The organism is Streptomyces sp. NBRC 109706 (genome assembly GCF_000974485.1).
Lineage (GTDB): Bacteria > Actinomycetota > Actinomycetes > Streptomycetales > Streptomycetaceae > Streptomyces.
This window is the reverse complement of sequence record NZ_BBOM01000007.1, coordinates 782,078-806,722: the sequence shown is the minus strand read 5'-3', so window position 1 is coordinate 806,722 and position 24,645 is coordinate 782,078. Positions and strand designations below refer to the sequence as shown.

Below are 24,645 nucleotides of genomic sequence, written 5' to 3'. Positions count from 1 at the left end.
CCGAACCCGACCAGCGACATCCGTCCACCGCTGGGGAGTTCACCCGAGGCGACACAAGGCGCGTCCGTGGTCGGGCGGACGGCCGGTCGCCGGATGTCGGCGCAAGGTCACCACGTACTTGGCTATCACTCCGAAGGATGACAGATCCAGGTTTCCGCCAATCGGGTACGCGATCCTGACGTCCGCCGGGCCCCAGGGTCGGCGCGATGGCCGGAACCCCGCCGACCGGCCGTCGCATCGCGTTCACGCGGGCGTAGGCCGCGCCGACGATGCTCCGGGGTGCACCTGTCGCGCACGTTCCCCGCCGCACCCGAGGAGCCCGCAATGACCAGCCAAGCCCCCCGTGCCCGCCGCGCCCTGCTCGCCGCCGCGCTGCTGCTCGGCGCCATGTCCGTGGCCCCGGGCCACGCCGCAGCCGCCGACGGGACCTTCGACCGGATCGTGCTCTCCCCGACGGCCGACCCCGCCACCTCGGCGATCGTCACCTGGCGCACCGCGACCGCCGGCGCGTCCCCCACCGTCGAACTCCGGCCGGCCGAAGGCGGCCCCGTGACCACCGTGGCCGCCACCCCCACCGGCCAGGCCGGCGGCGGCCACTACCACCGCGCCGACCTCGCGTCGCTCACCCCCGACACCGCCTACCGCTACCGGATCGGCGACGGCACGGACTGGAGCGACTGGATCGACTTCCGCACCGCCGGCGCGGCCGGGGACCCGTTCACCTTCCTCTACCTCGGCGACATCCAGAACGACATCACCGAGGGCGCCGCCCCCCTGGTGCGCGCCGCGCGGGCCGACGCGCCGCACGCCGAACTCACCGTGCACGCCGGCGATTTGATCAACAACGCCAACGCCGACGACGAATGGGCCGAATGGTTCGCCGCCGTCGACGTGGCGCACACCGCCACCACCCACCAGATCGCCACCCCCGGCAACCACGAGTACGACGGCTGGAACCTCTCCGACCACTGGACCCGCCAGTTCCCCGGCGCCGGCAACGGCCCCGACGACGACGATCTCGACGGCACCGCCTGGTACACCGACTACCAGGGCGTCCGTTTCATCTCCCTCAACAGCAACTACACCAACGCGCCCTGGTTCGACGTCGTGGACTGGCTGGAGGACCAGGAGACCTGGCTGGACGACGTGTTGGCCGACAACCCCAACCAGTGGACCGTGGTCACCTTCCACCAGCCCGTGATGTCCAACAGCGAGGGCCGCACCGGCGCCCTGGTGCGCGCCGCCTGGCTCGACGTGCTGGAGGAGCACGACGTGGACCTCGTCCTCCAGGGCCACGACCACTCCTACGGCCGGGGCAACCTCACCGCCCGCCGCACCGACGACCCGGCCGTCACCACGGGGCCCGTCTATGTGGTCTCCGTGGCCGGCCCCAAGATGTACACCCCGTCCACCACCGACTGGCGCCTCGCCGGCGCCGAGGTCCGCACCCAACTCGGCGACACCCAGACCTACCAGGTCGTCGACGTCACCGCCGACACCCTGACCTACCGCGCCAAGACCCAGGACGGCACGGTCGTCGACGCGTTCACCGTCCACCGGGACGCGGACGGCAAGCGCGTCGTGGAGAACTGACCGACGGGTGCGGTGCCGCCGGGCTCAGCCCCCGGCGGCACCCGCCGCTCGGTAGGCGAGCCCGCTCTCGTTGGGCGTGGCGCCGTCGTAGAGCCCGGTGGCATGGGTCGACGTCGACAGCGTGAACCACGCGTACCGCTCCAGGAACGGCAACCCCTCCAACATCGCCGTGGACGCCCGGACGAAGTCCGCCTGCTCCGCCGCGCTCGGATAGCGCGGGTTCGGCCCGGAGAAGTCGATCAGCGCGTACTCCGTCAGCCACACCGGCTTGCCGTAGCGGTCGGCCACCGCCTGCAGATAGCCGCGCAGATGCTCCGTCGCGTCCGGACCGAAGTCGGAGCCGTACCAGTGCAGCGGAATGAAGTCGACCCGCAGGCCACGTTCCTCGGCGCCGGCCATGAACCGGTCGAGCCAGCCGCCGGGGGTGTCACCGCCGTAGGCGACCGCCGGCGCGCCGAGCCGCAGCCCGGTGGCCTCCAACCGCGGCCACAGATCCAGCGCCCGCTCCACGGTGAGATCGGACTGCTCCCCGAGATCGGGCTCGTTGAAGCCCAACAGCTGCTCGCCCTCCTCGACGGCCCGCGCCAGCTCGGCGTCGGTGACGGAGTCCGCGCCCCAGATCATCGGCACGAACTCCACGCCGTCGGGGGCGGTGACCTCGCCCGTGCCCGAGGCCCAGTTGTAGTACCAGCCGACACCCACATCGGCCAGTGCCTCAGGGACGCCGGGACCCGGGTTGAGGTTCACCCCCTTGCGCTCGCTCGCGGCCGGGTCGGCGTCCGTCGGGGAGAGCTGGGGGAGCAGGGCCACCAGCGTGGCGGCGACCGTCGCCACCCAGCTGCGGATTCGGCTTCTCGGCATCGTTCGTCCAGGTGGGGGAGGGGCGAGGGGCGCTCAGAGAGCGCTCTCTGTGCGGCCCGATGCTTGCACGCCCCCTCCGGGCCGTCAACGAGCGAGAGGGCGAACTCCGCACCGGAACAACCGGGTTGCTGGGGAAGCGGGCCCCTCGGCAGACGGCCGGGGCCGGGGCCTGGGCCTGGGGGTGGCCGAAAGCGGACCGCCCTTCCGTTTCACGGCTGGCCCGCATACTCCGGCGCCGACGGGGCACTCGGCCGGTCCGGAAGGCGAGGCGCCGGCGGCGTGACAGCGGAGGTGGTCCGGCGTGAAAGCGGCGGTGTGGCACGGCAAGCGCGACATCCGGGTGGACAACGTTCCCGACCCGATCATCCAACAGTCGACGGACGCGGTCATCCGCATCACCTCCACCGGCCTGTGCGGCTCCGACCTGCACCTCTACGAGGTACTCGCGCCCTTTCTGACGCCCGGCGACATCCTGGGCCACGAGCCGATGGGCATCGTCGAGGAGGTCGGCGCCGCCGTCACCGACCTCGCCCCCGGCGACCGGGTCGTGGTGCCGTTCCAGATCGCCTGCGGCGACTGCTTCATGTGCCGCCAGGGCCTGCAGACCCAGTGCGAGACCACCCAGATCAGGGAGCAGGACAGCGGCGCGGCGATCTTCGGCTACACCAGGCTCTACGGCTCGGTGCCCGGCGCGCAGGCCGAGTACCTGCGGGTGCCGCAGGCCCAGTACGGCCCGATCAGGGTGCCGGACGACGGGCTCCCCGACGACCGTTACCTCTATCTCTCCGATGTGCTGCCGACCGCCTGGCAGGCCGTCGAGTACGCCGGCATTCCGCCCGGCGGCAGCGTCGCCGTCCTGGGGCTCGGCCCCATCGGGGACATGGCCTGCCGCATCGCCAAGCACCGGGGCGCCGGCCAGGTGATCGGCATCGACCTGGTGCCCGACCGGCTGAAACGCGCCGCCGCGCGCGGGATCCAGACCCTCGACATCGGCGAGCACCAGGACATCGTGACGGCCGTCTGGGACGCCACGGCCGGCCGAGGCCCCGACGCGGTGATCGACGCCGTCGGCATGGAGGCGCACGGCGGATCCGTCGGCTCCCTGATGCAGCGCCTGGCCAACCTGCTCCCCGACCCGCTGGCCGGGCGGGCCGCCTCGACGGCCGGCGTCGACCGGCTGGCCGCGCTCTATCTGGCCATCGACATGGTCAGGCGCGGCGGGACCATCTCGCTGAGCGGCGTCTACGGCGGCATGGCCGACCCGATGCCCATGCTCAAGCTCTTCGACCGGCAGATCCAGCTGCGCATGGGCCAGGCCAACGTCCGCCGCTGGGTGCCCGAGATCCTGCCCCTGCTCACCGGGGACGACCCACTCGGCGTGGACGACTTCGCCACCGACCATGTCCGGCTGGACCAGGCGGCCACGGCCTACCAACGCTTCCAGCACAAGGAGACCGGCAAGACCGTGCTCACCCCCTGACACGCGGCTCTCCGCGTCCTCAGGGGCGGGGGCGTGCCCGCCGCAGCCGACGGCCGACGAGAATCAGGGCCGTCCCGGCGGAGCCGGCGGCCAGCCGGCGCAGCGCCGTCCTGCTCCGGCCGTGCCAGCCGCCGTACCGGGCGCCGGGCCCGGCCGGCGGGTGGAGCACACTGCTCGCGCCGTCCGGCGCCGACCGGTGCGGGGGAGGTGGTAACGGTCCATCCGGCGGGCGACGAACGCCTCCGTGGTGCCGGGCAGCACGGTAGTCAGCACCGCGAGACCGCCGGCCGCCGGGCCCACGAAGACCTCGCGACGCGGCCTCCGCACCAGACGGACGATCCGCCGGGCGGCCCGTTCCGGCGCGTAGACGGGCACCAACGGCCGGACGGCGCGCCCCGAGTAGTTGGCGGCGTTGGCGAAGAACGGGGTGTCCATGCTGGCCGGCGGCACGGTGCAGACCCGGACGTTCCGGTGGCCGCTCAGCCGCAACTCCTGCCGCAGACAGCCGCCGAGCGCCCGCACGGCGCTCTTCGCCAGCACATAGGGCGTGTTGTAGGGGACGGGCGCGACGGCGACGGCCGACGAGACATTGATCAGGACGCCCGCGCCCTGCTCCCGCATCGCCGCCAGCGCCGCGCCGGCGCCACGCACACAGCCCATCAGCCCGGTGTCCAGGACGCGGCGGAACACCTCGGGCGGAACGGAGGCCAGGCTGCCGAACGCGGCCACCGCCGCGCAGTTGACCCACACGTCGATGCGTCCGTACTCCGCCAGCGCCCGCCGGGCCAGCGCCGCCACGGCCCCGGTGTCGGTGACATCGGTAGGGACCACCAGCGCGCGGGCCCCCAGGTGCCGGCGGCAGCGCTCGGCGACGGCCGCCAGCTCCTCGGCCCGTCGAGCGGCGAGGACCACCGCGCAACCGTGGGCGGCGAACCGTTCCGCACAGGCGCGCCCCACTCCGCTGCTCGCCCCGGTGATGACCACCACGCTGTTCCGCAGCCGCATGCCCGTCCCTCTCCGCCCGTGCCGGCCCCGGGATTCCTCCGGCTGGTGGCCCCGAGGCTGCTGAACCGGCGGAAAAATGCTATCTCCATAGAAACAGTACATTCCTCCTGTTCCCGGCAGGGAGGCAGGCCCGGTACCCGGGAGCACGCATGGCCGTGAGACACCGACTGATCGCCCGACCGCCCGCGGCCGTCTGGGATGTGCTGAGCGACCCCTACCGGTACGCGGCCTGGGTGGTGGGCACGCGGGAGTCGACCCCGGTCGAGGGCGACTGGCCCGAGGTCGGCTCCGCCCTGGCCTACACGGTGCGGATCGGCCGCACCGATCTGCACGGCCGCACCTGGGTCCGCCGCTACGAACCGCCGCGCATCCTGGAGTTGGAGGCCTACAGCGGCCCGCTGGGCACCGCGCGGATCGCCCTGGACGTCCGGCCCTGGGGCGACGAGACGCTGGTGATCATGGACGAACACCCGCTGCGCGGCTTCGGCGGGCGCGTCCACAACCGTCTCCTGGACGCCATGCAGCAGCTACGCCACCGAGGCATGCTCAACCGGCTGGCACGGCTGGTGGTGGACGTCGAACCGGCCCCGGACGCGGGAGGGCCCGGGTCATGACCGACGCCGTGGTGATCGGCGCGGGCCCCAACGGGCTGGTGGCGGCAAACCTGCTGGCGGACGCCGGCTGGTCCGTCGAGGTGCTGGAGGCACAGCCGGAGCCCGGCGGCGCGGTACGCAGCGACCGCGCGGTCCACCCCGACTATGTGACCGACGTCTTCAGCTCCTTCTATCCGCTGGCCGCAGCCTCGCCCGTGCTGGCCGCCCTCCAGCTGGAGCGGGAAGGGCTGCGCTGGAGCCACGCACCCCAGGTCCTCGCCCACCCGTTGCTCGACGGCCGCTGCGCGGTGCTGAGCCGCGACCCCGCCGAGACCGCCACCCGCCTGGACGCGTTCGCCGCCGGGGACGGGCAGTCCTGGCAACAGTTGGTCGCGCTCTGGGACGCCATGGGCGAGCAGTTGCTCAACACCCTGTTCACCCCGTTCCCGCCGGTGCGCGCCGCCGCCCGGCTGGCGCTGCGGCTGCGCGCCGCCGGCGGACTGCGGGTGGCCCGCCGGATGCTGCTGCCGGTCCGCCGCCTCGGCGAGGAGGAGTTCCGCGGCGAGGGCGGCCAACTCCTGCTCGCCGGCAGCGCCCTGCACGCCGACCTACCGCCCGAATCGGCCGGCAGCGGCGGCTTCGGCTGGCTGATGTGCATGCTCGGCCAGACCCACGGATTCCCCGTACCGGTGGGCGGCGCAGGGGAGTTGACGGGGGCGCTCGTCCGACGCCTGGGCCGGCGCGGCGTCACCGTGCGCTGCGGCGAACCCGTGCGCCGCGTCGTGGTGCGCGACGGACGCGCCCTCGGCGTCACCACCGCCGACGGCGCGACGATCCCCGCCCGGCGCGCGGTGCTGGCCGATGTGACGGCACCACAGCTCTACCACGAGCTGGTGGGCCCCGAGCAGCTGCCGCCCCAACTCCTCGACGACCTGCGGCGGTTCCAGTGGGACCACGCCACATTCAAGGTGGACTGGGCCCTGACCGGGCGCATCCCCTGGGCCACGGCACAGACGGCCCAGGCGGGCACGGTGCATCTCGCCGCCGATATCGCCGATCTGACCAGATTCGCCGCCCAACTCGCCATGGGCGACATCCCCGACCGCCCGTTTCTGCTGCTCGGCCAGATGACCACCACCGACCCCACCCGTTCCCCGGCCGGCACCGAATCCGCCTGGGCCTACACCCATGTGCCGCGCCGCGTCCGCGCGGACGCGGGCCCCTCGGGGCTGACCGGACGGTGGGACGAGCGCGAACGGGAGGCCATGGCCGACCGGATGGAGCACCTGGTCGAACGGTACGCGCCGGGCTTCCGCGCGCTGATCGCGGCCCGCAGGATCCTGGCCCCACCCGCCTTGGAGGCGGCCGACAGCAACCTGCACGGCGGCGCGATCAACGGCGGCACCACCAGCCTTCACCAGCAACTCGTCTTCCGCCCCATCCCCGGCACCGGCCGCCCCGAGACCCCGGTACGCGGCCTCTACCTCGCCTCCGCCTCCGCCCACCCCGGCGGCGGCGTCCACGGCGCCCCGGGCGCGAACGCGGCCCGCGCGGCACTTTCGGGCGCGGCGGGCATCTTCACCACGGCGCAGCGGAGGCTGGGGCGGGGGGTCAGGTGATCACCCTGGTGTGCGCCCCGGGGATGTCGTAGCTGGTGACGGGGGTGCCGTCGGGGGTGTGGCAGTGGAAGAGAAGCACATATTCGAGGCTGCCCAGCCGCGCGAACGCATCGGGGTCGGCGGGCACAACGCTGTAGTAGCAGTGCAGCTCGGAGAGCGCGGGCGGGACGCTGCGGAGGGAGGAGAGCCAGGTGTCCACATCGTAGTCACGGAGCCAGAGGGAGGTGAGGCCCGTCATATCGGCCAGTTCCTCGAAGCCCGGCGGTGTGCCCGTGCCATCGCCCGTCAGGTCCACGTGCCTTAGCTTTGGCATGGCGGTCAGTACGCCGAGGTCGTCGGTCTCCATCGAGCCGCCGCACATGCTGAGGAAAGTCAACTCGGAGAGCAGAGGCAGGGCTTGGGGGGCTAGATCACCTTCGAGGGGAAGAGCGAGCTGCTTCAGCTGGGGCAGGTCGCTGAGCACGGCCGTGCCCTGTACCGAGCCGAGGCCGAACAAGCCGAGAGTTTCCAACTGCGGATGGCTGCAGAGCACGGACAGGTTGGCCTCCCCGTCGAGTTGGGACACCCATAGGTACCTCAGGGGTGGGAAGTCTGCGAGGAAATCGAGGTTTCGTACCGGGCAGGTGATGAACACATTGGTCAGCCCATGCAGCCGGCTCGCCACCCGCAGCTGCCCGGAGTGAGTCAGCCGGACCTCGTAGCCCTCCAACGGAAGTTGGGACAGCACCTCGTCGGCATAGAGATCCGCGTCGAAGTAGTTCCAGGCGGCGATCAGTGCACCGACCACCCCCTCCCGTTCGTCGCCCACCCAGTCGGCCAGTACCTTCAGCGACTCCTCGCCGCCGATCAGGGCCACCGTGCGGACCGTCTGGATGGCCGCCTTCTCCGACAGTTGGCCCAGTGAACTTGGCAGCTGCCGCAACAGGCTGGCCCCCACCGCCGCCAGGGCGGGCGGATCGGTCCGGCGCCGCGCCGGCAGCAGTCTCGTCACCGCCTCCTCCAGGCGGTCGGCAAGACCATCGGGGATCTCGGGCAGCGTCTCCTGGCAGGCCGCCGCCAGCAGGCGCAGGGTGCGGGCGTGGCGGGGCTCGGCGTCCGCGCGGTTGAGGATGCCGTCGAGTAGTTCCGTGCGTTGGGGGGCGTTGGCGTGGCCGGCCGTCATGATGATGGTTTCCCGCCAGAGGTCCAGATGCGCGCGGCCGACCAGGCTGCCGATGCGGTCCTGCTCGGCCGCCTCCTCGGCGGCCAGATACTCCTGGAAGGTGCGGTGGACGAAGTCGATCCGGCCCTCGGCCGATGAGCGCAAACACCCCGGCCCGATGCCGTAGTTGCTCCAGAACCGCCGGACCGTCCAGCTCGTCCAGATGGCGCATCGCCCGCAGTTTGGTCGTGACATAGCCGGCCGCGCGGTCGACGGCGATCTCGCTGCGGTTGTTGTCCGACAGCCGCCAGGCCAGATCGCGCAGCACGACCAGCTTGTCGCCGAGGCTCAGCCGGCTGTCCACCGCGCTGGGCACATTGCGGTCCGCGTCCCGGTCGTGGACCAGGGTGTGCAGGGCGCTGCGGTACAACTCCATGCGGTCGCGCGGCAGTTGGCGGCTTCGGTTCAGATGCATCGCGCAGAGCATGGTGGCCAGCAGCGGGGTGCCGGCCAGCGACTGGAGATGCGCCCGATCCTTGAGGCTGGCTAGCAGGGACTGTTCGTACCGCGGCAACTCGTCGACGCCGCACGGCAGTTCCTGGCCCAGCTCGCGTACCGCCTGGTGCCACTGGCGGACAAAGGCGGCCAGGTCCGGCGGGGTCATCCGGTCCAGGTGCAGGGCCGCGAAGCCCTCCCCGTGTAGCCACCGGGCGCTGGCGGCGGCCGGTCGTGAGGTGACGACCACCCGCGTCTCGGGGTACTGGCCCAGCAGTTTGCGCAGCCAGTCGCGGACCGCCCGCCGGTCCCGGTCCAGCAGTTCGTCCACGCCGTCGATCAGCAACAGCGCCTGCCCGTCCCGCAGTTGGCGTTCCACCCAGCCCTGGGGCATGATTCCGGTGATCGCGCCGGCGACGCCGTCCAGCATGGCGCCCGGGGCGGGCATCGGTCGCCCGCTGTACTCGCGGAGCTTGACGAGGACCGGCGTCAGCCCGTTCCAGTCGACCAACTCGCCCTGGAACGTGCCCCGTGCGGCCATCACGGCCAGCCAGCGCAGCAGCGTCGTCTTGCCCGAGCCGGCCTCGCCGCGCAGCAGCACCCGCTTCGTGTCGCGCAGCGCGGCCTCGACACGCATGCCGGAGCTGTCGTCGCCACCCTTCTCCCAGTTGCCCATGTCCGGTCGTGGCATGGGCAGTTCGCGGATGGCGCCCCGGCGGCGCCGGCCGTTGCCGCCGGTCGCCCGCAGGCTCACATAGGCGACGGAGAGCCGCATGCGGAGGCCGGTCGCCTGGTCGGACGGGCGGCGGAACAGCTCGACCTCGTCCAGATCCCGGCTGACCAGCTGCAGATACTCGCGGCGGAAGCCGGTGTCCTGGTCGGTGCCGTCCGGCGCGAACAGCGAACGGTCCGGGAGGCGTTCCAGGATGCGCGTCACCCCGTCGCCCAACGAGGCGGTCCGGGCCAGCAGTTCGCCGGTGGCGCGCTCCTCGAAGACCGGGAGGCTGCGGACGATATGCGCGTAGTACTCGACGCATTCGGCGAACAAGATCTCGTAGAGCCGGGTCTCCGCCTCGTTCAATCCCGTGGGGCTTTTCACCGATCCGGTGATGGCGCGGCTCAGCTCGGCCGGGCGCGCGTTCGCGGCGAACAGCGCCTCGTCGGTGAGGTCCGCCCGGGCGAAGGTGTCGGCCACGGCGTCGAGCACGGCCTGTCGGCCGCCCTCGTCCAGCCGTCCGAACGCGTGCCGCAGGAACGGCTCCAGGCGGTCGAACACCGCGTTGGTGATCTGGTCGAACTGCTGCTTCACCTCGCGCTGGTAGCGCAGCCCCTGCACCCGGAGCCGGATCAACTCCTCCATCGGCAGGTGGCGTTCCTGGTCCCGCCGCCGTACCCCCAGCCACCATCGGGCCGCCGCGCTCGCCACCTTTGTCCCCAGCCGAAACGCCGCTGCCTCCGCGACCACGCGCCCTCCCGATCCGTCACGCCAATCCTCAACCCCACCGCATTGTGGCAGCGAGGCGCGCTGCGGACCGGCCGTTCCCCGAACTCCCCTGGTGGCGCCGGGCGTTCCTCCTCCCCCCTCCCGAGGAGGACCGCCCCGCGCGACGGCACGGTGACGAAGGTACGGCGCGCGTCGCCCCCGGGGCATCCGGCGGCGGGTTGAACTCCGCTGTCACCCGGGGTGGCAGTGCTGCCGTTCCTCTACAACTCCTGTAGTACCGCGCTGGGTTGACTCCGCTCCGACGGGAGCGGCGTTACGCTGCGGTGATGCGCCCGAGACAGACGTCCCACCGGGACGGTCGGCGCCGCCCGTACCCGTCCCGTCTCGCCCCGGCCGTCGACACGCTGATCGCCCTCGCGATGGTGTGTGTGGCGCTGCTGCTCGCCGGCGAGTCCGAGGCGCAGGGATGGCCGGAACCGGACTGGCAGGCGCAGGTGTTGGCGACGCTCGCGCAGCTGCCGGTCGCGCTGCGCAACCGGGCGCCGGTGCTGGTGTTCGCCGCGACCCAGGTCGCCGGGCTCTGGTACATCAGCCTCGGCTACTGGCCGGTGGTGTGCACCTTCGGGCCGCTGCTCGCGCTCTACACGGTGGCCTCGGCGCGTTCCCTGCGGGTGGCCGTCGCCTGTGCGGGCGCCCTGACCTGCCTCTGGCTCTACGCGGGCGCGGTCAGCGAGAGCCAGGCGCCGCTCTCCGTGCTGGCGCAGGCGCTGCTGTTCTCCGTCGTGCTGGTGTGGTTCGGCACCCTGGCGCGGCGCTCCGCCGAGCTGACCCGCCGGCTCAGAGCCGAACAGGCCGAACGGGCCAGACGCGCGGTCGCCGACGAACGGCGGCGGATAGCGCGGGAGTTGCACGATATCGTCGCGCACCATATGTCGGTGGTGTCGGTCCAGACCGGGCTGGCCAGCTTTGTCTTCGACTCGGATCCGCCGACCGCCCGCGCCGCGCTCGGCACCATCGCCGAGACCAGCCGCGAGGCCCTGGACGAACTGCGCCGGATGCTGGAAGTGCTCAGGGACGACGGTCCCGAGGGCGGGCCGGGAGACGGCGGCGCGGGCGAGTCGGCGGCGCCCATGCCGGGGCTGGCGCGGGTCGACGAACTGGTGGGCCGGGTCCGCGCCGGCGGCCTCCCCGTCGAACTGCGGGTCGAGGGCGCCCCTCGTCCGCTCGCGCCCGGTGTCGACCTGTGCGCCTACCGGGTGGTCCAGGAGGCCCTGACCAATGTCATCAAGCACGCCCCCGGCGCGAACGCGACCGTGGAGATCCACTATCTGCCGCGCCAGGTGGCGGTCAGCGTCATCGACGACGGGAAGGGGGTGAATTCGGACAGAGTGCTGCCGGGGGGCGGTCACGGGTTGATCGGGATGCGGGAGCGGGTCAAGCTCTACGGCGGGACCATCACCATCGGCCCGCGGAGCACGGGAGGGTTCGCCGTTCGGCTTGCCCTTCCCACCTCGGCGACAACCCGAGAAGAGAAGGACAACCGCCGGGAATGACCAGGGTGTTGATCGTCGACGACCAGTTCCTGATCAGGGCCGGACTCGTCGGGGTGCTCGACGCGGCCCCCGGCTTCGAGGTCGTCGGCGAGGCCGGCGACGGCGAGGAGGCGATCAGGCTCGCCGCCGAGACCTCGCCCGACATCATCCTGATGGACATCCGGATGCCCGGCACCAACGGCATCCAGGCCACCGAACGCATCCTGGCCACCACCGACCGCGAACCCCCGCCCCGGATCCTCGTGTTGACGACCTTCGACCTGGACGAGTACGTCTATGGCGCGCTGCGCGCCGGCGCCTCGGGGTTTCTCCTCAAGGACTCGGGCCCGGAGCGCCTGCTCGCGGCGGTGGCCGCCGTCAGCGGCGGCGACTCGCTCTTCGCCCCCAGCGTCACCCGCCGCCTGGTCGCGGCCTACGCCCGCCGGCCCGCCGACCCGGTGGACCGCCCACCACGCCGCGACCTGGACGTGTTGACCTCCCGGGAACGCGAAGTGCTCCGCTTCACCGGCCTCGGCCTCTCCAACTCCGAGATCGCCGGCCGCCTGCACATCAGCATCGCCACGGTGAAGACGCACCTCAACCGCACCATGAGCAAACTCCACCTCGAAAGCCGCGCCCAAGCCGTCGTCATCGCCTACGAAACCGGCCTGGTCACCCCCCACCCCTGACCCCGACCGGCCGCGCCGGTGGGGTTGCCACCGGCGCGGCGCGGCGCGGCGGGGGGTCAGGGGGTCAGGGGGTTTGGGGGGTGTTTCGGGTGGGGCGGAGGAGGCGGTAGCCGGTGAGGGCGGTTGCGGCGGCGAGGATGCCGCCGGCCGTGGTCCAGAGCCAACGGTCGTTCCACCAGCCGCCGTTCCAGCCGTCGGACGGTTCGGGGACGGCCGCGAGATAAGGGCTCTTCGCCTCCTCGTGGTCGATGGCCGTCGCCTCGCCCTCGGCGGTCACGGTGCCAGCCGCGCCCACCGGCAGCAGCGGTTCCGTGAGGTCCCCGCCGACCGCGGCGGAGCCGTTGGCCTCGTCGGTGGAGACGGTCACCGTCACGGACACCGGCAGTCCCAGGTCGCGTTCCGGCAGGTCGGCGACCGAGAGGCGCAGGTAGTAGGCGCCGGGCAGCGGGGTGTTGGCCCAGGGGTCGGCATAGGGGAGGACGGGGCGCAGGGCGCAGTCCAGGGTGACGGTGGCCTCGTCCTCGTCGGCGGTGGCGCTCTGTTGGCCCGAGGTGCAGGACTGGTAGCGCCGCAGCCCGTCGTAGAGGTCGAGGCGCCAGGTCACCGGCCCGGTGCGGGTCTCCGGCAGGGTCACGGTCGCCTCGGCGGTCGGGATCTGCCCCGCGCCGGCGGGGAAGACCCAGTAGAGGTAGTCGCCGGTGGAGGCCGCGGCCGTGGCGGTCTGGTCCTGGTCGATGACGGTGGCGGTGCGGAACGCCGTGCCGGCCTCCGTCGGGGTCGACTCGTCGTCCGCGTTCGCGGGCGCGGCGCCGAGCAGAACGGCGGCCGCCGTCAGCAGGGCGAGGGCGAGCAGGCGCGGGGCGCGCCGTGTCAGCTGGGTCATATCGCCTTCCTCAACGCCGAGACCACACGGACCAGCACGGCGGCGGCGAGGCCGGCGAGCAGGCCGACACCGCCCAGCAGCAGCACGGGCACCCACCCTCGGGCGAGGCCGAACGCCGCCGCGTCGGGGGACGCCTCGGGCGCGGAGACCAGGTCCACGGTCAGCTCGACCGGCAGCCCCGGGGTACGGACCACGGAGTCTGGCGCGGAGAACGAGTTGCTGAGCACCAGGCAGACGGCGCGCGGCGCGTCCCCGTCCGCGCCGTCCTCGTCAGCCTCCGGCATCGGATAGCGCAGCCCGGTGGAGAGCACATCGGTGCGTCCGGTGCCGGCCCCGGCGCCGCGCGTCAACTCGCGTCCGTCCTCGTCCAACGCGCGCAGCAGCACGCCGTAGTCGCGGTTGACGGCCCGGTCGGCGGTCACGCTGGCCGAGACCCGCAGCTCCTGCCCCGGCTGGACCGGCACCCGGTACATGCGGTGCTCGTCGAACTCCTCCCGGTCCTCGTAGACGCCGATGCCGAGCCAGGGCGCGTTCCGGCACTCCTCGGCGCCGGTCACCGTCGCGGGCGTCTCGACCGGCAGATCCGCCCTTCGGACCAACTGGTTGATTCGGTCCGCGAGTTGGTCGGCGTCCTGGACGGCGGTGTAGGTGCCGCCGGTGGCCTCGGCGATGCAGCTCAGCTGCTCCCGCACCGCGTCGTCCAGGGTCAGGCCGAGGGTGTCGACGACCAGATCCGTTCCGCTGGCGGCGAGTTCGTGGGCCACCAGGCACGGGTCGGGGTCACCGCAGGAGTCCTCGCCGTCGGTGATCAGCACGACCCTGCGGGTGCCCTCCCCGTCGCCCAGGTCCTCGTTGGCGCCGCGCAGCGCGAAGCCGATCGGGGTCCATCCGGTGGGCCGCAGCGTGGCGACGGCCGTCTTGGCCTCGGTGCGGTCGATCGGCCCGACGGGGAAGAGCTGTTCGCTGTCCTGGCAGCCGATCTCCAGATCGTCGCCCGGATAGGTCGCCCCCAGGGTGCGGATGCCGAGGTGTACTTCGTCGGGGACGGCGTCGATGACCTCGTTGAACGCGCGCTGTGCGGCGGCTATTCGGGATTCGCCGCCTCCCATGTCGCGTTCTCGCATCGAGCCGCTGACATCCAGTACCAGATCCACCCGGGGTGGTGGGGCGTCCTGTTCGGGCTGGTCGGCCATGGCGCTCGGCGCCGGGCCGCTCACGGTGAGGATGGCGACCAGCCCGATGAGGAGAGTCGCCAACCGTCTTCTAACGATCATTAGTTGATGCTATTGGCCGGTGGGGCGAGGTTTCGAACCGGCAGGTCAGCGGGGCCTCGTCCGCCGGTCCTCGGCCCCGCCGGCCCCGTTCACTCGGGTTTCGCGAAGCGTCGGGCCGTCAGCGGGGCGAAGAGCGCGATCAGCGCGAGCGACCAGAGCACCGTGGTGAGCACGGGATGGGCCAGCGGCAGCGGCCCCTCGGGCACCGGCGCGTTGCCGAAGAGGGAGCGCGCGGCGGCAATGGCGGCGCTGAACGGGTTCCACTCCGCCACCGCCCGCAGTCCCGACGGCATGCCGTCGGTCGGTACGAAGGCGTTGGAGAGCATCGCCGCCGACCGGAGCCGCCCCCACCTCGCCGGGGCCATGGCCGCACTGCTGCGCACCGACCCGGCCGACGCCCACCCCGACCTGCTCTTCCGGCGCGGCCTGGACCGGCTCATCCACGGCATCGCCCCCCGATAGCCCCCCGCCGCAGCCCCTCCGCCGCAGCTCCTCCGTCGGTCCTCCCCCCAGCCCCTCCGCCGGCCCTTTCCGGAACGCGCCGGCGGCATATCCGTTGCATCATTCCCTTAGCGGATATCCAGCGCATGGCGCGCATCAGGGGCGGGCCCCCGTCGTGCCCGCATATCTGGAGGGTGAGCCCGATGGCTGAGGCAGGACCGTCCCGTTCGGGCCCCGGCCGGGTCCGGACGGAGGATCCCGGGTGACCGGCGAGCAGCCGCCGCCGCCCGCCGGGCCCGACGGGCCCGACGGGGGCGAGCGGTTGAACGCGGCGGTGCTGCGCGCGCTGTTCGGGGAGTCACCCGATGGGCTGCACATCCTGGACACCGAGCTACGGGTGGTCCGCTTCAACACGGCGGCGCCCGGCATGCGCGCCTTCGACCTGAGCTCCGCCGTGGGGCGGACCTGGGAGGAACTGGGCCTGCCCGGCGCGGAACCCGTGCAGCGGATGCTGCGGCAGGTGCTGGCCGACGGCGAACCGGTCCTCGAACACCACTTCATCCACCACGCCCCCAGTACACCCGCCCCCACAGCCTCTATCTGTCGGCGTTCCGGCTCCAGGAGCCGGACGGCCGGGTGCTGGGCGTCGCGGTCACCGTGGCCGACCGCACCGACCGGGACCGGCTCCGCGACGGACTCCGGCTGGTCAACGAAGCCGGACGGCGCATCGGCTCGTCCCTCGACGTCTTCCGCACCGCTCAGGAACTGGCCGACACCGCGGTGCGCGGACTCGCCGCGATCACCGCCGTGGACGTGCTGGACCTCGTCCTGCAGGGCGAGACGCCCAGGCCAGCGCCCCTGCCGGACCCCTTCGCCATGCGCCGCGCCGGCTTCGCACACTCCCTCAGCGACGATATCCAGGGCATCGTGCCCATCGGACAGGTACGGCTGATGCGCTTCGGCAGCCCCCAGGGCCAGTCCCTCGTCGACCTGCGCCCCCGCCTGGTCCGTCGGCTCCGCCTGGACGACGAGTGGCTGCTCCGCGACCCCCTGGTCACGCGCGTGTACCGGGAGGCCGACGTCCACTCCCTGATCGCCGTCCCGCTCACCGCGCGCGGCGCCGTCATGGGCCTGGTGTCCTTCTACCGGACGGGGGACAGCCCCTCGTTCGACGACGAGGACCTGACCGTCGCCACCGAACTGGCCGAACGCGCCGCGCTGTGCCTGGACAACTCCCGCCTCTACCAGCGCGAACACTCGCTGGCCGGACTGGTCCGCCGCCGCATGATCCCGCCCCGACTCCCCGGCCACAGCGCCGTGGAGACCGGCCACTCCTATCTGCCGGCCCGAGCCGGCGGCACCTGGTTCGACGTGCTGTCCCTCTCCGGCGCCCGGGTCGGCCTGGTCACCGGTGAGGTGCAGGACGGAGGGCTTGCCGCCGTCACCGTCATGGGAGGACTGCGCGCCACGGTCAGCGCGCTGGCCGCCCTCGATCTCGAACCGGGTGAACTCCTCCACCGCCTGCACGACCAGGCCGCCAACTTCTTCGCGGAACGCCCGACCGCGCCCGACACCGGGCCGGAAGCCCCGCGGACGCGCTGCCTGATAGTGATCTACGATCCGGTCACCACCCGCTGCACCCTGGCCGCGGCCGACCACCCGCCGCCGATGCTCCTGCTGCCCGGCAGCTCACCACAGCCCGTGGACGCCGTCGTCGGCCCGCCGCTGGGCCAGGGCGAACCCGACTACCCCACCACCGAACTCGACCTCCCCGGCGGCGCCGTCCTCGCCCTGCACAACTCCGCCTGGCCGCCCCACGCGCCAGGAACCCTCCAGGCCGCGCTCGCCCGCGATCCGGACGGCCCCCTCCAGGACGCCTGCGACGCGGCCAGTACCGCGCTCTTCCCCAGGTCTCCGGACCAGGACATCCTGCTGCTCCTGGCCCGCACCCGGCGGCTGGCCGCCGACCGCACCGCCGCCTGGGAGTTGGAGAACACCCCCGAGAGCGCCGCCGCCGCCCGCCGCATGGCCGCCCGCCAACTCCGCGACTGGAACCTCGACGAACTGACCTTCACCACCGAGATGGTGGTGAGCGAACTGATCACCAACGCGATCCGCTACGCGGACGGCCCTATCGGCCTGCGGCTCATCCGCGAGACCTCACTGATCTGCGAGGTCACCGACAACAGCAGCACCACGGCCCATATGCGGCGCGCCCCCGCCGACCACGAGGGCGGACGCGGCCTCTTCCTGGTCGCCCAACTCGCCACATCATGGGGAACACGCTTCACCACCGAAGGCAAGACGACCTGGGCCGAACAGCCACTCTCCGCCGACGCGTTGTCCCGGGACGGGATCACAGCCGAATGACCGCCAGACACACCACGCGTCATCGACTGCGGACAGCACCACACTCACCCCATCCGGAGCCGGCCCACCCATGGCGATGCCATTCCACCCCGTCGATGACGAGCCCCGGCAGGACGCCCCACGCGCCACTCACACGTGAACACCGGTGGACAGCGAAACAGGGCCGGACTCACTGAGACTGAGCCCAACCCTGGATTCGCGACATCTGTGCTGGTCAGCGGTGCGTTCACGCTGTTCCCCTTGAAGTGCCCCCGGCAGGATTCGAACCTGCGCACACGGCTCCGGAGGCCGTTGCTCTATCCCCTGAGCTACGGGGGCGCTTGGCGCCTTGGGTGGCGACGGGAAGAACATTACCAGCTTGTGGGGGGTGCCTCGCACCGGTTGTTTCCGCACGTGGGTGCGGGGCGCGCTACTCCCGGGTAGAAGTTGGGGGAAAGGCCGGACGAGGGCGGGGGAACGCGCTTACGCTGGCTGTGTGCCAGGCGTTCTCGGCCGGGTTCTGGTGGTGGACGACAGCCAGGTCATCCGGCAGCTGATCAGGGTCAATCTCGAACTTGACGGGTTCGAGGTGATGACCGCCTGCGACGGTGCCGAGTGCCTGGAGGCGGTGCACGAGTTCCGTCCGCATGTGATCACGTTGGATCTGGCGATGCCCAGGATGGACGGTCTCGCCACCGTCGCGCGGCTGCGGTTGGATCGGGGCACGCGGCATATTCCGTTGGTGTTGGTCTCGGCCAGCGCCGGGCGGGAGTTGCCCGGTGGTATCGACGCGGTGATGAGCAAGCCGTTCGAGCCGGCGGAGCTGGTACGGCTGGTCGGAAGCTTCTGCGTCGAGGGGCGGCGCCGGTGGGTCCAGCTGGTGAAACCGTTGGCGGAGTGCGGCCCCGCCTCTCGTACGCTTGCTCCGTGACTCCGGCCCAGCTCTCCCACGCCGTGCTGCGCTCCGTGCGTGGCGCGGTGGACAGTGGTGAGTTGCGCGCGCCGGTGCCCGAGCGGGTCGTGCTGCGTCGGCCGCCACGGCATGTGGACGAACAGCTGGGCCGTAAGAGCCGTAAAAGCCGCGAAAGCCGGGAGGCGCGGGAAGCCCCGGAGCCCCGGGAGCCCCGGGACGTATGGTCGTGCGGAATCGCGCTGCGGCTGGCCGGTCCGGCCGGGATGCCGGCCGACGAGGTGGCCCGGATGTTGAGCGCGCGGCTGGCGGAGCAGCCCGGCGTGGCCGCCGTGCACATCACCGGCGGCGGGTTTCTGACCATCGCGCTCGACGCCGGCGCCGGTGCCGCGCTGCTGCGCGAGATCCTGGCGGCGCCGCCGGCGCCCAGCCTGCCCGACGACCCGGCGCTGGACGCGGCCCGCTGGGCGGCCGTGGCCGGCGGCGATCCGACGGGCGCCCTGTTGACGCAGCGCGAGGAGAACCCGCTGTTCCTGGTGCGGTACGCGCGGGCCCGGTGCGCCGGGCTCGAACGGGCCGCCGAAGCCCTCGGGGTGGTCGCGGAGCCCGGTGCCGCGCCCTGTGAACTGCCGGCGGAGCGCGCCTTGTTGGCCGCGCTCGGCGAGGGGGGCCGGCCGGTCGGCCGGCTGACGCGGGTCGCCGACGGGCTGCTGACCGTGGAGGGGCTTCGCCCGACGCTGCCGTCGGGCGACGAGAAACCCGGGGTCGTCCACCGCGCCCGGTTGGCCCTCGCCCTGGCCGCCGGGACGGTGCTCGCCGACGGCCTGCACGCCCTGGGCATCAGCGCTCCCCACCGGCTGTGAGTCGCACCGTGACTCGTCGGCCGCCAGATTTGGAAAGAGTTCCGTCATGAGCCGTTCCGCTCACCCCGCCGGGCCCCGGCATGCCGATGTGCTGCCCGAGGGCCACTACGCCGCACCGCCGGTCGACCTCAACGCCCTTGATCCCAAGGTGTGGGCACGCACCGTGCATCGTGACGCCCAGGGCGTGGTCACCGTCGGCGGCGTCGATGTCCGTTCGCTGGCCGAGGAGTTCGGCACCCCGACGTTCGTGCTGGACGAGGCCGACTTCCGGGCCAGGTGCCGTGCCTGGCGGGACGCGTTCGCGCCGGACGCGGACGTGTTCTACGCCGGCAAGGCGTTTCTGTCCCGCGCGGTGGTGCGGTGGCTGCGCGAGGAGGGGCTGAACCTCGACGTCTGCACCGGCGGGGAGCTGGCCACGGCGCTGGCGGGCGGGATGCCGCCGGAGCGGATCGCGCTGCACGGCAACAACAAGTCGCCCGCCGAGATCGACCGCGCGGTCGGCGCCGGCGTGGGCCGGATCGTGCTGGACTCCTTCCAGGAGATCGACCGGGTGGCCGAGGCCGCCGCCCGGCACGGGGTGCGGCAGCGGGTGCAGATCCGGGTCACGGTCGGCGTGGAGGCGCACACGCACGAGTTCATCGCGACCGCGCACGAGGACCAGAAGTTCGGTCTTGCCCTGGCGGACGGCGCCGCGCTGGAGGCGGTGCGGCGGGCGATGGCCCAGGAGAGCCTGGAACTGATCGGTCTGCACTCGCATATCGGCTCGCAGATCTTCGACATGGCCGGCTTCGAGGTGTCCGCGCGCCGGGTCGTCGGGCTGCTGCGTTCGGTGCGCGACCAACACGGCGTGGAGCTGCCGGAGATCGACCTCGGCGGTGGCCTCGGCATCGCCTACACCCCGGACGACGATCCGAGCGAGCCGCACCAGATCGCCAAGTCGCTGCGGGACATCGTCTCCCGCGAGTGCGAGGCGGCCGGTCTTGCGCTGCCGAGGATCTCGGTCGAGCCGGGGCGCGCGGTGGTCGGGCCGACGGCGTTCACGCTCTACGAGGTCGGCACGGTCAAGCCGCTTGAGGGGCTGCGCACCTATGTGAGCGTGGACGGCGGGATGTCGGACAACATCAGGACCGCGCTCTATGACGCCGAGTACTCGGTGGCGCTGGCCTCGCGGACCTCGGCCGCGGCGCCGATCCTGGTGCGGGTGGTGGGCAAGCACTGCGAGAGTGGTGACATCGTGGTGCGGGACGCCTATCTGCCGGCCGATCTGGCGCCCGGCGACCTGATCGCGGTGCCGGCCACGGGCGCCTACTGCCGTTCCATGGCCAGCAACTACAACCACACCCCGCGTCCACCCGTGGTGGCGGTGGCCGGCGGCCTGGCGGGGACGATCATCCGCAGGGAGACGGAGGAGGACCTGCTCCGTCTGGACGTGGGCTGAGCGCTGGAGCGGGTTGATCGTTTCGGTGGAGTGGACGATCGGTAACCGACTGATCGCGTCCGCATGGTGAACGAAACGGGGCGGACCGCCGCCGGTAGGTGAGACTGATAGTTCCGAGTGAGCTGAAAGGCTGGGTCGAATGGTGCGCACTCGTCCGTCGCGTCCCCTGAGGGTGGCGCTGCTTGGCTGCGGTGTTGTCGGTTCCCAGGTGGCCCGTCTGATGCTGACGAACGCGGACGATCTCGCCGCCCGGATCGGCGCCCGCGTCGAGCTGGCCGGGGTCGCCGTCCGCCGCCCGGACAAGGCCAGGGGCGAGGTGCCGGCCGAGCTGGTCACCACGGACGCCGCCGGCCTGGTCGCCTCCGGCGACATCGATGTGGTGGTCGAGCTGATCGGCGGCGTCGAGCCGGCGCGTTCGCTGATCGACAGCGCCTTCGCGCACGGCGCGAGCGTCGTCACGGCGAACAAGGCGCTGCTCGCCCAGGACGGTCCGGCCCGCTACGCGGAGGCCGAACGGCACGGTGCCGACCTCTACTTCGAGGCGGCCGTCGCCGGCGCCATCCCGCTGCTGCGCCCGCTGCGGGAGTCCCTGGCCGGCGACAAGGTCAACCGGGTGCTCGGCATCGTCAACGGCACCACCAACTTCATCCTGGACCGGATGGAGTCCTCCGGCGCCGGCTACGGCGAGGCACTTTCCGAGGCCAGCGCGCTGGGCTACGCCGAGGCGGACCCGACGGCGGACGTGGAGGGCTTCGACGCGGCGGCCAAGGCCGCGATCCTGGCCGGGATCGCCTTCCACACCCGGGTGTCGCTGGACGAGGTGCACCGGCAGGGCATCACCGAGGTGACCGCCTCCGATATCGCCAGCGCCCGCAAGATGGGGTGCACGGTCAAACTGCTGGCGATCTGCGAACGGGCCCAGGACGGCCGGTCGGTGACCGCCAGGGTGCATCCCGCGATGATCCCGCTGAGCCATCCGCTGGCCTCCGTCCGTGAGGCGTACAACGCGGTCTTCGTGGAGGCCGACGCCGCCGGCCAGCTGATGTTCTACGGACCTGGCGCCGGTGGCGCGCCCACCGCCTCGGCGGTGCTGGGCGATCTGGTGGCCGCCTGCCGCAACAAGCTCACCGGCGGCCGTGGCCCGGGCGAGTCCGCGTACTCCCGGCTGCCGGTCAGCCCCATGGGCGAGGTGATCACCCGCTATCACATCAGCCTCGACGTGATGGACAAACCGGGTGTGCTGGCCCAGTGCGCGATGGTCTTCTCCGACCACGGCGTCTCCATCGACACCGTGCGGCAGACCGGCAAGGACGGCGAGGCCCAGCTGGTGGTGGTGACGCACCGGGCCCAGGACGCGGCGCTGAGCGCGATCGTGGCGGCCCTGCGCGAGTTGGACACGGTGCACGGTGTGGCCAGCATCATGCGCGTGGAGGGGGAGTAACGGTGATCGACACCGCCGAAGGGCCGGGCAACCGGCCGTCGGGCGAGGAGAAAGACGAGAGATGGTCATGAACGCATCCGTCGCACCGCGCACCAGCGCCCAGTGGCGTGGGGTCATCGAGGAGTACCGCGACCGCCTGCCGGTCACCGAGGGGACGCCGGTGGTCACCCTCGGCGAGGGCGGTACGCCGCTGGTGGCGGCTGGGACGCTCTCCGAGCGCACCGGGTGCGAGGTGTATCTCAAGGTCGAGGGCGCCAACCCGACCGGCTCCTTCAAGGACCGGGGCATGACCATGGCCATCAGCCACGCCAAGGAGGCCGGCGCCCAGGCGGTGATCTGCGCCTCCACCGGCAACACCTCGGCCTCCGCCGCCGCCTACGCGGTGCGCGCCGGGATGGTCTGCGCCGTGCTGGTGCCGCAGGGCAAGATCGCGCTGGGCAAGATGGGCCAGGCGCTGGTGCACGGCTCCCGCATCCTCCAGGTGGACGGCAACTTCGACGACTGCCTCACCCTCGCCCGTGGGCTCTCCGAGAAGTACCCGGTGGCGCTGGTGAATTCGGTCAACCCGTCCCGGATCGAGGGCCAGAAGACCGCGGCCTTCGAGGTGGTCGACGCGCTCGGCGACGCCCCCGACCTCCATCTGCTCCCGGTGGGCAACGCGGGCAACATCACGGCCTATTGGAAGGGGTACCAGGAGTACGCCGCCGACGGTCCGGCCAGCCGTACCCCCCGGATGTGGGGCTTCCAGGCGGCCGGTTCCGCGCCGATCGTGCGCGGCGAGCCGGTGAAGGACCCGACGACCATCGCCACCGCGATCCGGATCGGCAACCCCGCGTCCTGGTCCCAGGCGGAGGCCGCGCGGGACGCGTCCGGTGGCCTGATCGACGAGGTCACCGACCGTCAGATCCTGTCCGCCTACCGGCTGTTGGCCTCCCAGGAGGGCGTCTTCGTGGAGCCGGCCTCGGCCGCCTCGGTCGCCGGGCTGCTCAAGTCCGCCGAGGCGGGGCTGCTCGACCGGGGTCAGCGCGTGGTGTGCACGGTGACCGGGAACGGCCTCAAGGACCCGGACTGGGCGGTGGCCGGAGCGCCCCGCCCCGTCGTGGTCCCGGTGGACGCCGACGCCGCGGCCGAGCGGCTTGGCCTGGCCTGATGTCGTCCGGGGTCGGGCACGACACCTGACGGCCCTGTATCGCGTCTGAACCTTCCTTCGATAGGCTGGTATTCGTCCCGGAGTGGTACCGCTCGCCGCCGACATGCGCGGGCGGGTTCTCCACCCGACGCGTGCCGCTGTCCCCTGCGCCGCGCGTCCGCAGGGGACACGCGCCGCAATCTCACCAAGGAGAGTCATCGAGCGATGGCCCATCCCGCCTTCCGCGCCGCCGCCGTGCGCGTCCGCGTGCCCGCCACCAGCGCCAACCTGGGCCCCGGCTTCGACGCCCTGGGCCTGGCGCTCGGCCTCTACGACGACGTGGTGGTCCGGGTCGCGGAGTCGGGCCTGCATCTGGACATCGCCGGCGAGGGCGCCGACACCGTTCCGCGCGACGAATCCAACCTGCTGGTGCGGACGTTGCGCACCGCCTTCGACGCACTGGGCGGGCAGCCGCGCGGACTTGAGATCGTGTGCGCCAACCGCGTGCCGCACGGCCGTGGCCTGGGCTCGTCGTCGGCCGCGATCTGCGCGGGGCTGGTCGCCGCCCGCGCCGTGACGACGGGCGGCGAGGCGAAGTTGAACGATGTTGCGCTGCTGGAGCTGGCCGCCGAGATCGAGGGCCACCCGGACAATGTCGCCGCCTGCCTGCTGGGCGGATTCACCCTGGCCTGGGGCGAGTCGGGCGCCGTGCGCGCCATCCGGATGGAGCCGGCGGCCGGGATCGTGCCGCTGGTGTTCGTGCCGGGACGCCCGCTGGCGACGGAGACCGCGCGCGGCCTGCTGCCGCGCGCCGTGCCGCACGCCGACGCGGCGGTCAACGCCGGGCGCGCGGCGCTGCTGGTCGAGGCGTTGACCCGACGTCCCGAGCTGCTGCTGCCGGCCACCGAGGACCGGCTGCACCAGGACTACCGCGCCTCGGCGATGCCGGAGAGCATGGATCTGGTCGCCAGGCTGCGGGCCGACGGGGTGCCGGCGGTGATCTCGGGCGCCGGCCCCACGGTGCTGGCGCTGGCCACGGAGGGGCAGGCCGACAAGAGCGCCCGCCTGGCCGGCGACGGCTGGACGGCCAACCGACTGACCCTGGACACGGCGGGCGCCTCGGTGCTGCCGCTGACCGGGGCCGCTCCGTGAGGGGGCGTGCTCGACCCCGGGGGGCGTCGGGCGAAGCGGGGCCGGAGAGGGGGAATGAAGGCAGTATCCGGTAGTGTTAACCTCAAGTCCGCACGTACTGTTCTGTCGGGCGTCACACAGAATGCGTGCGAATCCGGGGTCCCATTCTCTGGGGCCGTCTCTTCTTCCGGGAGCCTCCCTCATCTGCCTGAGCAGCCTGCCTGGTAGTGCCGAGCACGCTCCGGAACCGGTGCGTCGGTTCGACGGTTCAACGTTCTCTCGACGTGTCTCGTCGATTTCCCCGCACCACCCCGCATGATCTTCCGCCGTGATC

The 24,645-nt window shown here is 72.4% G+C and carries 20 protein-coding genes, 1 tRNA gene and 2 pseudogenes; 15 read left to right on the top strand and 8 right to left on the bottom strand.

Going from position 1 to position 24,645, the window contains the following annotated elements; genetic code table 11:
• The first annotated feature begins 324 nt into the window (after positions 1-324).
• Positions 325-1,593, top strand: coding sequence for a metallophosphoesterase family protein (locus AOM46_RS17505; protein WP_062212522.1), 1,269 nt, complete (start codon positions 325-327; stop codon positions 1,591-1,593).
• Between the two features lie 24 nt (positions 1,594-1,617).
• On the opposite strand, the gene AOM46_RS17500 is transcribed toward AOM46_RS17505, so the two are convergent.
• Complete coding sequence (locus tag AOM46_RS17500) at positions 1,618-2,454, bottom strand: glycoside hydrolase family protein (RefSeq protein WP_062212520.1); 837 nt, start codon at positions 2,452-2,454, stop codon at positions 1,618-1,620.
• Between the two features lie 301 nt (positions 2,455-2,755).
• Between AOM46_RS17500 and AOM46_RS17495 the strand changes: the two genes are divergently transcribed.
• Entirely contained in the window at positions 2,756-3,934 is a 1,179-nt protein-coding gene (locus tag AOM46_RS17495; RefSeq protein WP_062212517.1) for an alcohol dehydrogenase catalytic domain-containing protein, read from the top strand.
• 63 nt (positions 3,935-3,997) lie between these two features.
• Here the strand turns inward: AOM46_RS17495 and AOM46_RS17490 are convergent, their stop codons facing one another.
• Positions 3,998-4,939, bottom strand: coding sequence for an SDR family NAD(P)-dependent oxidoreductase (locus AOM46_RS17490; RefSeq protein ID WP_199823985.1), 942 nt, complete (start codon positions 4,937-4,939; stop codon positions 3,998-4,000).
• Between the two features lie 149 nt (positions 4,940-5,088).
• On the opposite strand from AOM46_RS17490, the gene AOM46_RS17485 reads away from it, so the two are divergent.
• Together AOM46_RS17485 and AOM46_RS17480 are read left to right on the top strand one after the other, a co-directional pair.
• Positions 5,089-5,553, top strand: a complete 465-nt coding sequence (locus AOM46_RS17485) for an SRPBCC family protein (protein WP_062212515.1) — start codon at positions 5,089-5,091, stop codon at positions 5,551-5,553.
• Positions 5,550-7,151, top strand: a complete 1,602-nt coding sequence (locus AOM46_RS17480; protein WP_062212512.1) for an NAD(P)/FAD-dependent oxidoreductase — start codon at positions 5,550-5,552, stop codon at positions 7,149-7,151. The genes AOM46_RS17485 and AOM46_RS17480 overlap by 4 nt, the downstream gene beginning before the upstream one ends.
• Here the strand turns inward: AOM46_RS17480 and AOM46_RS36095 are convergent.
• Both AOM46_RS36095 and AOM46_RS36090 read right to left on the bottom strand, forming a co-directional pair.
• Positions 7,144-8,457: a hypothetical protein gene (locus tag AOM46_RS36095; RefSeq protein ID WP_370592732.1), complete on the bottom strand. Its 1,314-nt coding sequence runs from the start codon at positions 8,455-8,457 to the stop codon at positions 7,144-7,146. The two genes, AOM46_RS17480 and AOM46_RS36095, sit on opposite strands and share 8 nt — an antisense overlap.
• A gap of 511 nt (positions 8,458-8,968) precedes the next feature.
• Positions 8,969-9,424 (bottom strand): annotated as a pseudogene (locus AOM46_RS36090) (NACHT domain-containing NTPase); the annotation flags it as partial.
• A gap of 1,226 nt (positions 9,425-10,650) precedes the next feature.
• On the opposite strand from AOM46_RS36090, the gene AOM46_RS17470 reads away from it, so the two are divergent.
• Both AOM46_RS17470 and AOM46_RS17465 read left to right on the top strand, forming a co-directional pair.
• On the top strand, positions 10,651-11,784 hold the full coding sequence (locus AOM46_RS17470; RefSeq protein WP_062212843.1) for a sensor histidine kinase: 1,134 nt from the start codon (positions 10,651-10,653) through the stop codon (positions 11,782-11,784).
• A complete protein-coding gene (locus AOM46_RS17465) occupies positions 11,781-12,452 on the top strand; it encodes a response regulator transcription factor (RefSeq protein WP_062212510.1) in 672 nt (223 codons plus the stop codon). The genes AOM46_RS17470 and AOM46_RS17465 overlap by 4 nt, the downstream gene beginning before the upstream one ends.
• 64 nt (positions 12,453-12,516) lie before the next feature.
• Here the strand turns inward: AOM46_RS17465 and AOM46_RS17460 are convergent, their stop codons facing one another.
• The 3 genes from AOM46_RS17460 to AOM46_RS17450 form a co-directional block, all read right to left on the bottom strand.
• Entirely contained in the window at positions 12,517-13,335 is an 819-nt protein-coding gene (locus tag AOM46_RS17460) for a hypothetical protein (RefSeq protein ID WP_062212506.1), read from the bottom strand.
• Positions 13,332-14,609 carry a VWA domain-containing protein gene (locus tag AOM46_RS17455; protein ID WP_062212503.1) on the bottom strand — a complete coding sequence of 426 codons (1,278 nt, stop codon included), beginning with the start codon at positions 14,607-14,609 and terminating at the stop codon, positions 13,332-13,334. Before AOM46_RS17455 ends, AOM46_RS17460 begins: the two co-directional genes overlap by 4 nt.
• 89 nt (positions 14,610-14,698) lie before the next feature.
• The gene (locus AOM46_RS17450) at positions 14,699-14,902 is read right to left on the bottom strand and encodes a hypothetical protein (protein ID WP_158920459.1); all 204 of its coding nucleotides are present in this window, start codon (positions 14,900-14,902) and stop codon (positions 14,699-14,701) included.
• Between AOM46_RS17450 and AOM46_RS17445 the strand changes: the two genes are divergently transcribed.
• The 3 genes and pseudogenes from AOM46_RS17445 to AOM46_RS17440 all read left to right on the top strand — a co-directional run bounded on the left by AOM46_RS17445 (position 14,901) and on the right by AOM46_RS17440 (position 17,420).
• Positions 14,901-15,071, top strand: coding sequence for a hypothetical protein (locus AOM46_RS17445; protein WP_158920457.1), 171 nt, complete (start codon positions 14,901-14,903; stop codon positions 15,069-15,071). The two genes, AOM46_RS17450 and AOM46_RS17445, sit on opposite strands and share 2 nt — an antisense overlap.
• A gap of 241 nt (positions 15,072-15,312) precedes the next feature.
• Positions 15,313-15,570 (top strand): annotated as a pseudogene (locus AOM46_RS36085) (PAS domain-containing protein); the annotation flags it as partial.
• Between the two features lie 116 nt (positions 15,571-15,686).
• Entirely contained in the window at positions 15,687-17,420 is a 1,734-nt protein-coding gene (locus AOM46_RS17440; protein WP_062212495.1) for a SpoIIE family protein phosphatase, read from the top strand.
• Positions 17,421-17,666: 246 nt separating this feature from the next.
• On the opposite strand, the gene AOM46_RS17435 is transcribed toward AOM46_RS17440, so the two are convergent.
• Positions 17,667-17,738 (bottom strand) — tRNA-Arg (locus tag AOM46_RS17435).
• A 157-nt stretch (positions 17,739-17,895) separates the two neighbouring features.
• Between AOM46_RS17435 and AOM46_RS17430 the strand changes: the two genes are divergently transcribed.
• The 6 genes from AOM46_RS17430 to thrB all read left to right on the top strand — a co-directional run bounded on the left by AOM46_RS17430 (position 17,896) and on the right by thrB (position 24,332).
• Entirely contained in the window at positions 17,896-18,330 is a 435-nt protein-coding gene (locus AOM46_RS17430) for a PleD family two-component system response regulator (protein ID WP_078856907.1), read from the top strand.
• Positions 18,327-19,172, top strand: coding sequence for an arginine--tRNA ligase (locus AOM46_RS17425; protein ID WP_062212492.1), 846 nt, complete (start codon positions 18,327-18,329; stop codon positions 19,170-19,172). The genes AOM46_RS17430 and AOM46_RS17425 overlap by 4 nt, the downstream gene beginning before the upstream one ends.
• Before the next feature lie 46 nt (positions 19,173-19,218).
• Entirely contained in the window at positions 19,219-20,610 is a 1,392-nt protein-coding gene (gene lysA / locus AOM46_RS17420) for a diaminopimelate decarboxylase (protein WP_062212489.1), read from the top strand.
• 139 nt (positions 20,611-20,749) lie between these two features.
• Positions 20,750-22,051, top strand: coding sequence for a homoserine dehydrogenase (locus tag AOM46_RS17415; protein WP_062212485.1), 1,302 nt, complete (start codon positions 20,750-20,752; stop codon positions 22,049-22,051).
• Between the two features lie 67 nt (positions 22,052-22,118).
• Positions 22,119-23,201 (top strand): threonine synthase, encoded by a 1,083-nt coding sequence (gene thrC, locus AOM46_RS17410; protein ID WP_062212840.1) that lies wholly within the window; start codon positions 22,119-22,121, stop codon positions 23,199-23,201.
• Between the two features lie 204 nt (positions 23,202-23,405).
• Complete coding sequence (gene thrB / locus AOM46_RS17405) at positions 23,406-24,332, top strand: homoserine kinase (protein ID WP_062212481.1); 927 nt, start codon at positions 23,406-23,408, stop codon at positions 24,330-24,332.
• Positions 24,333-24,645 lie beyond the last annotated feature (313 nt).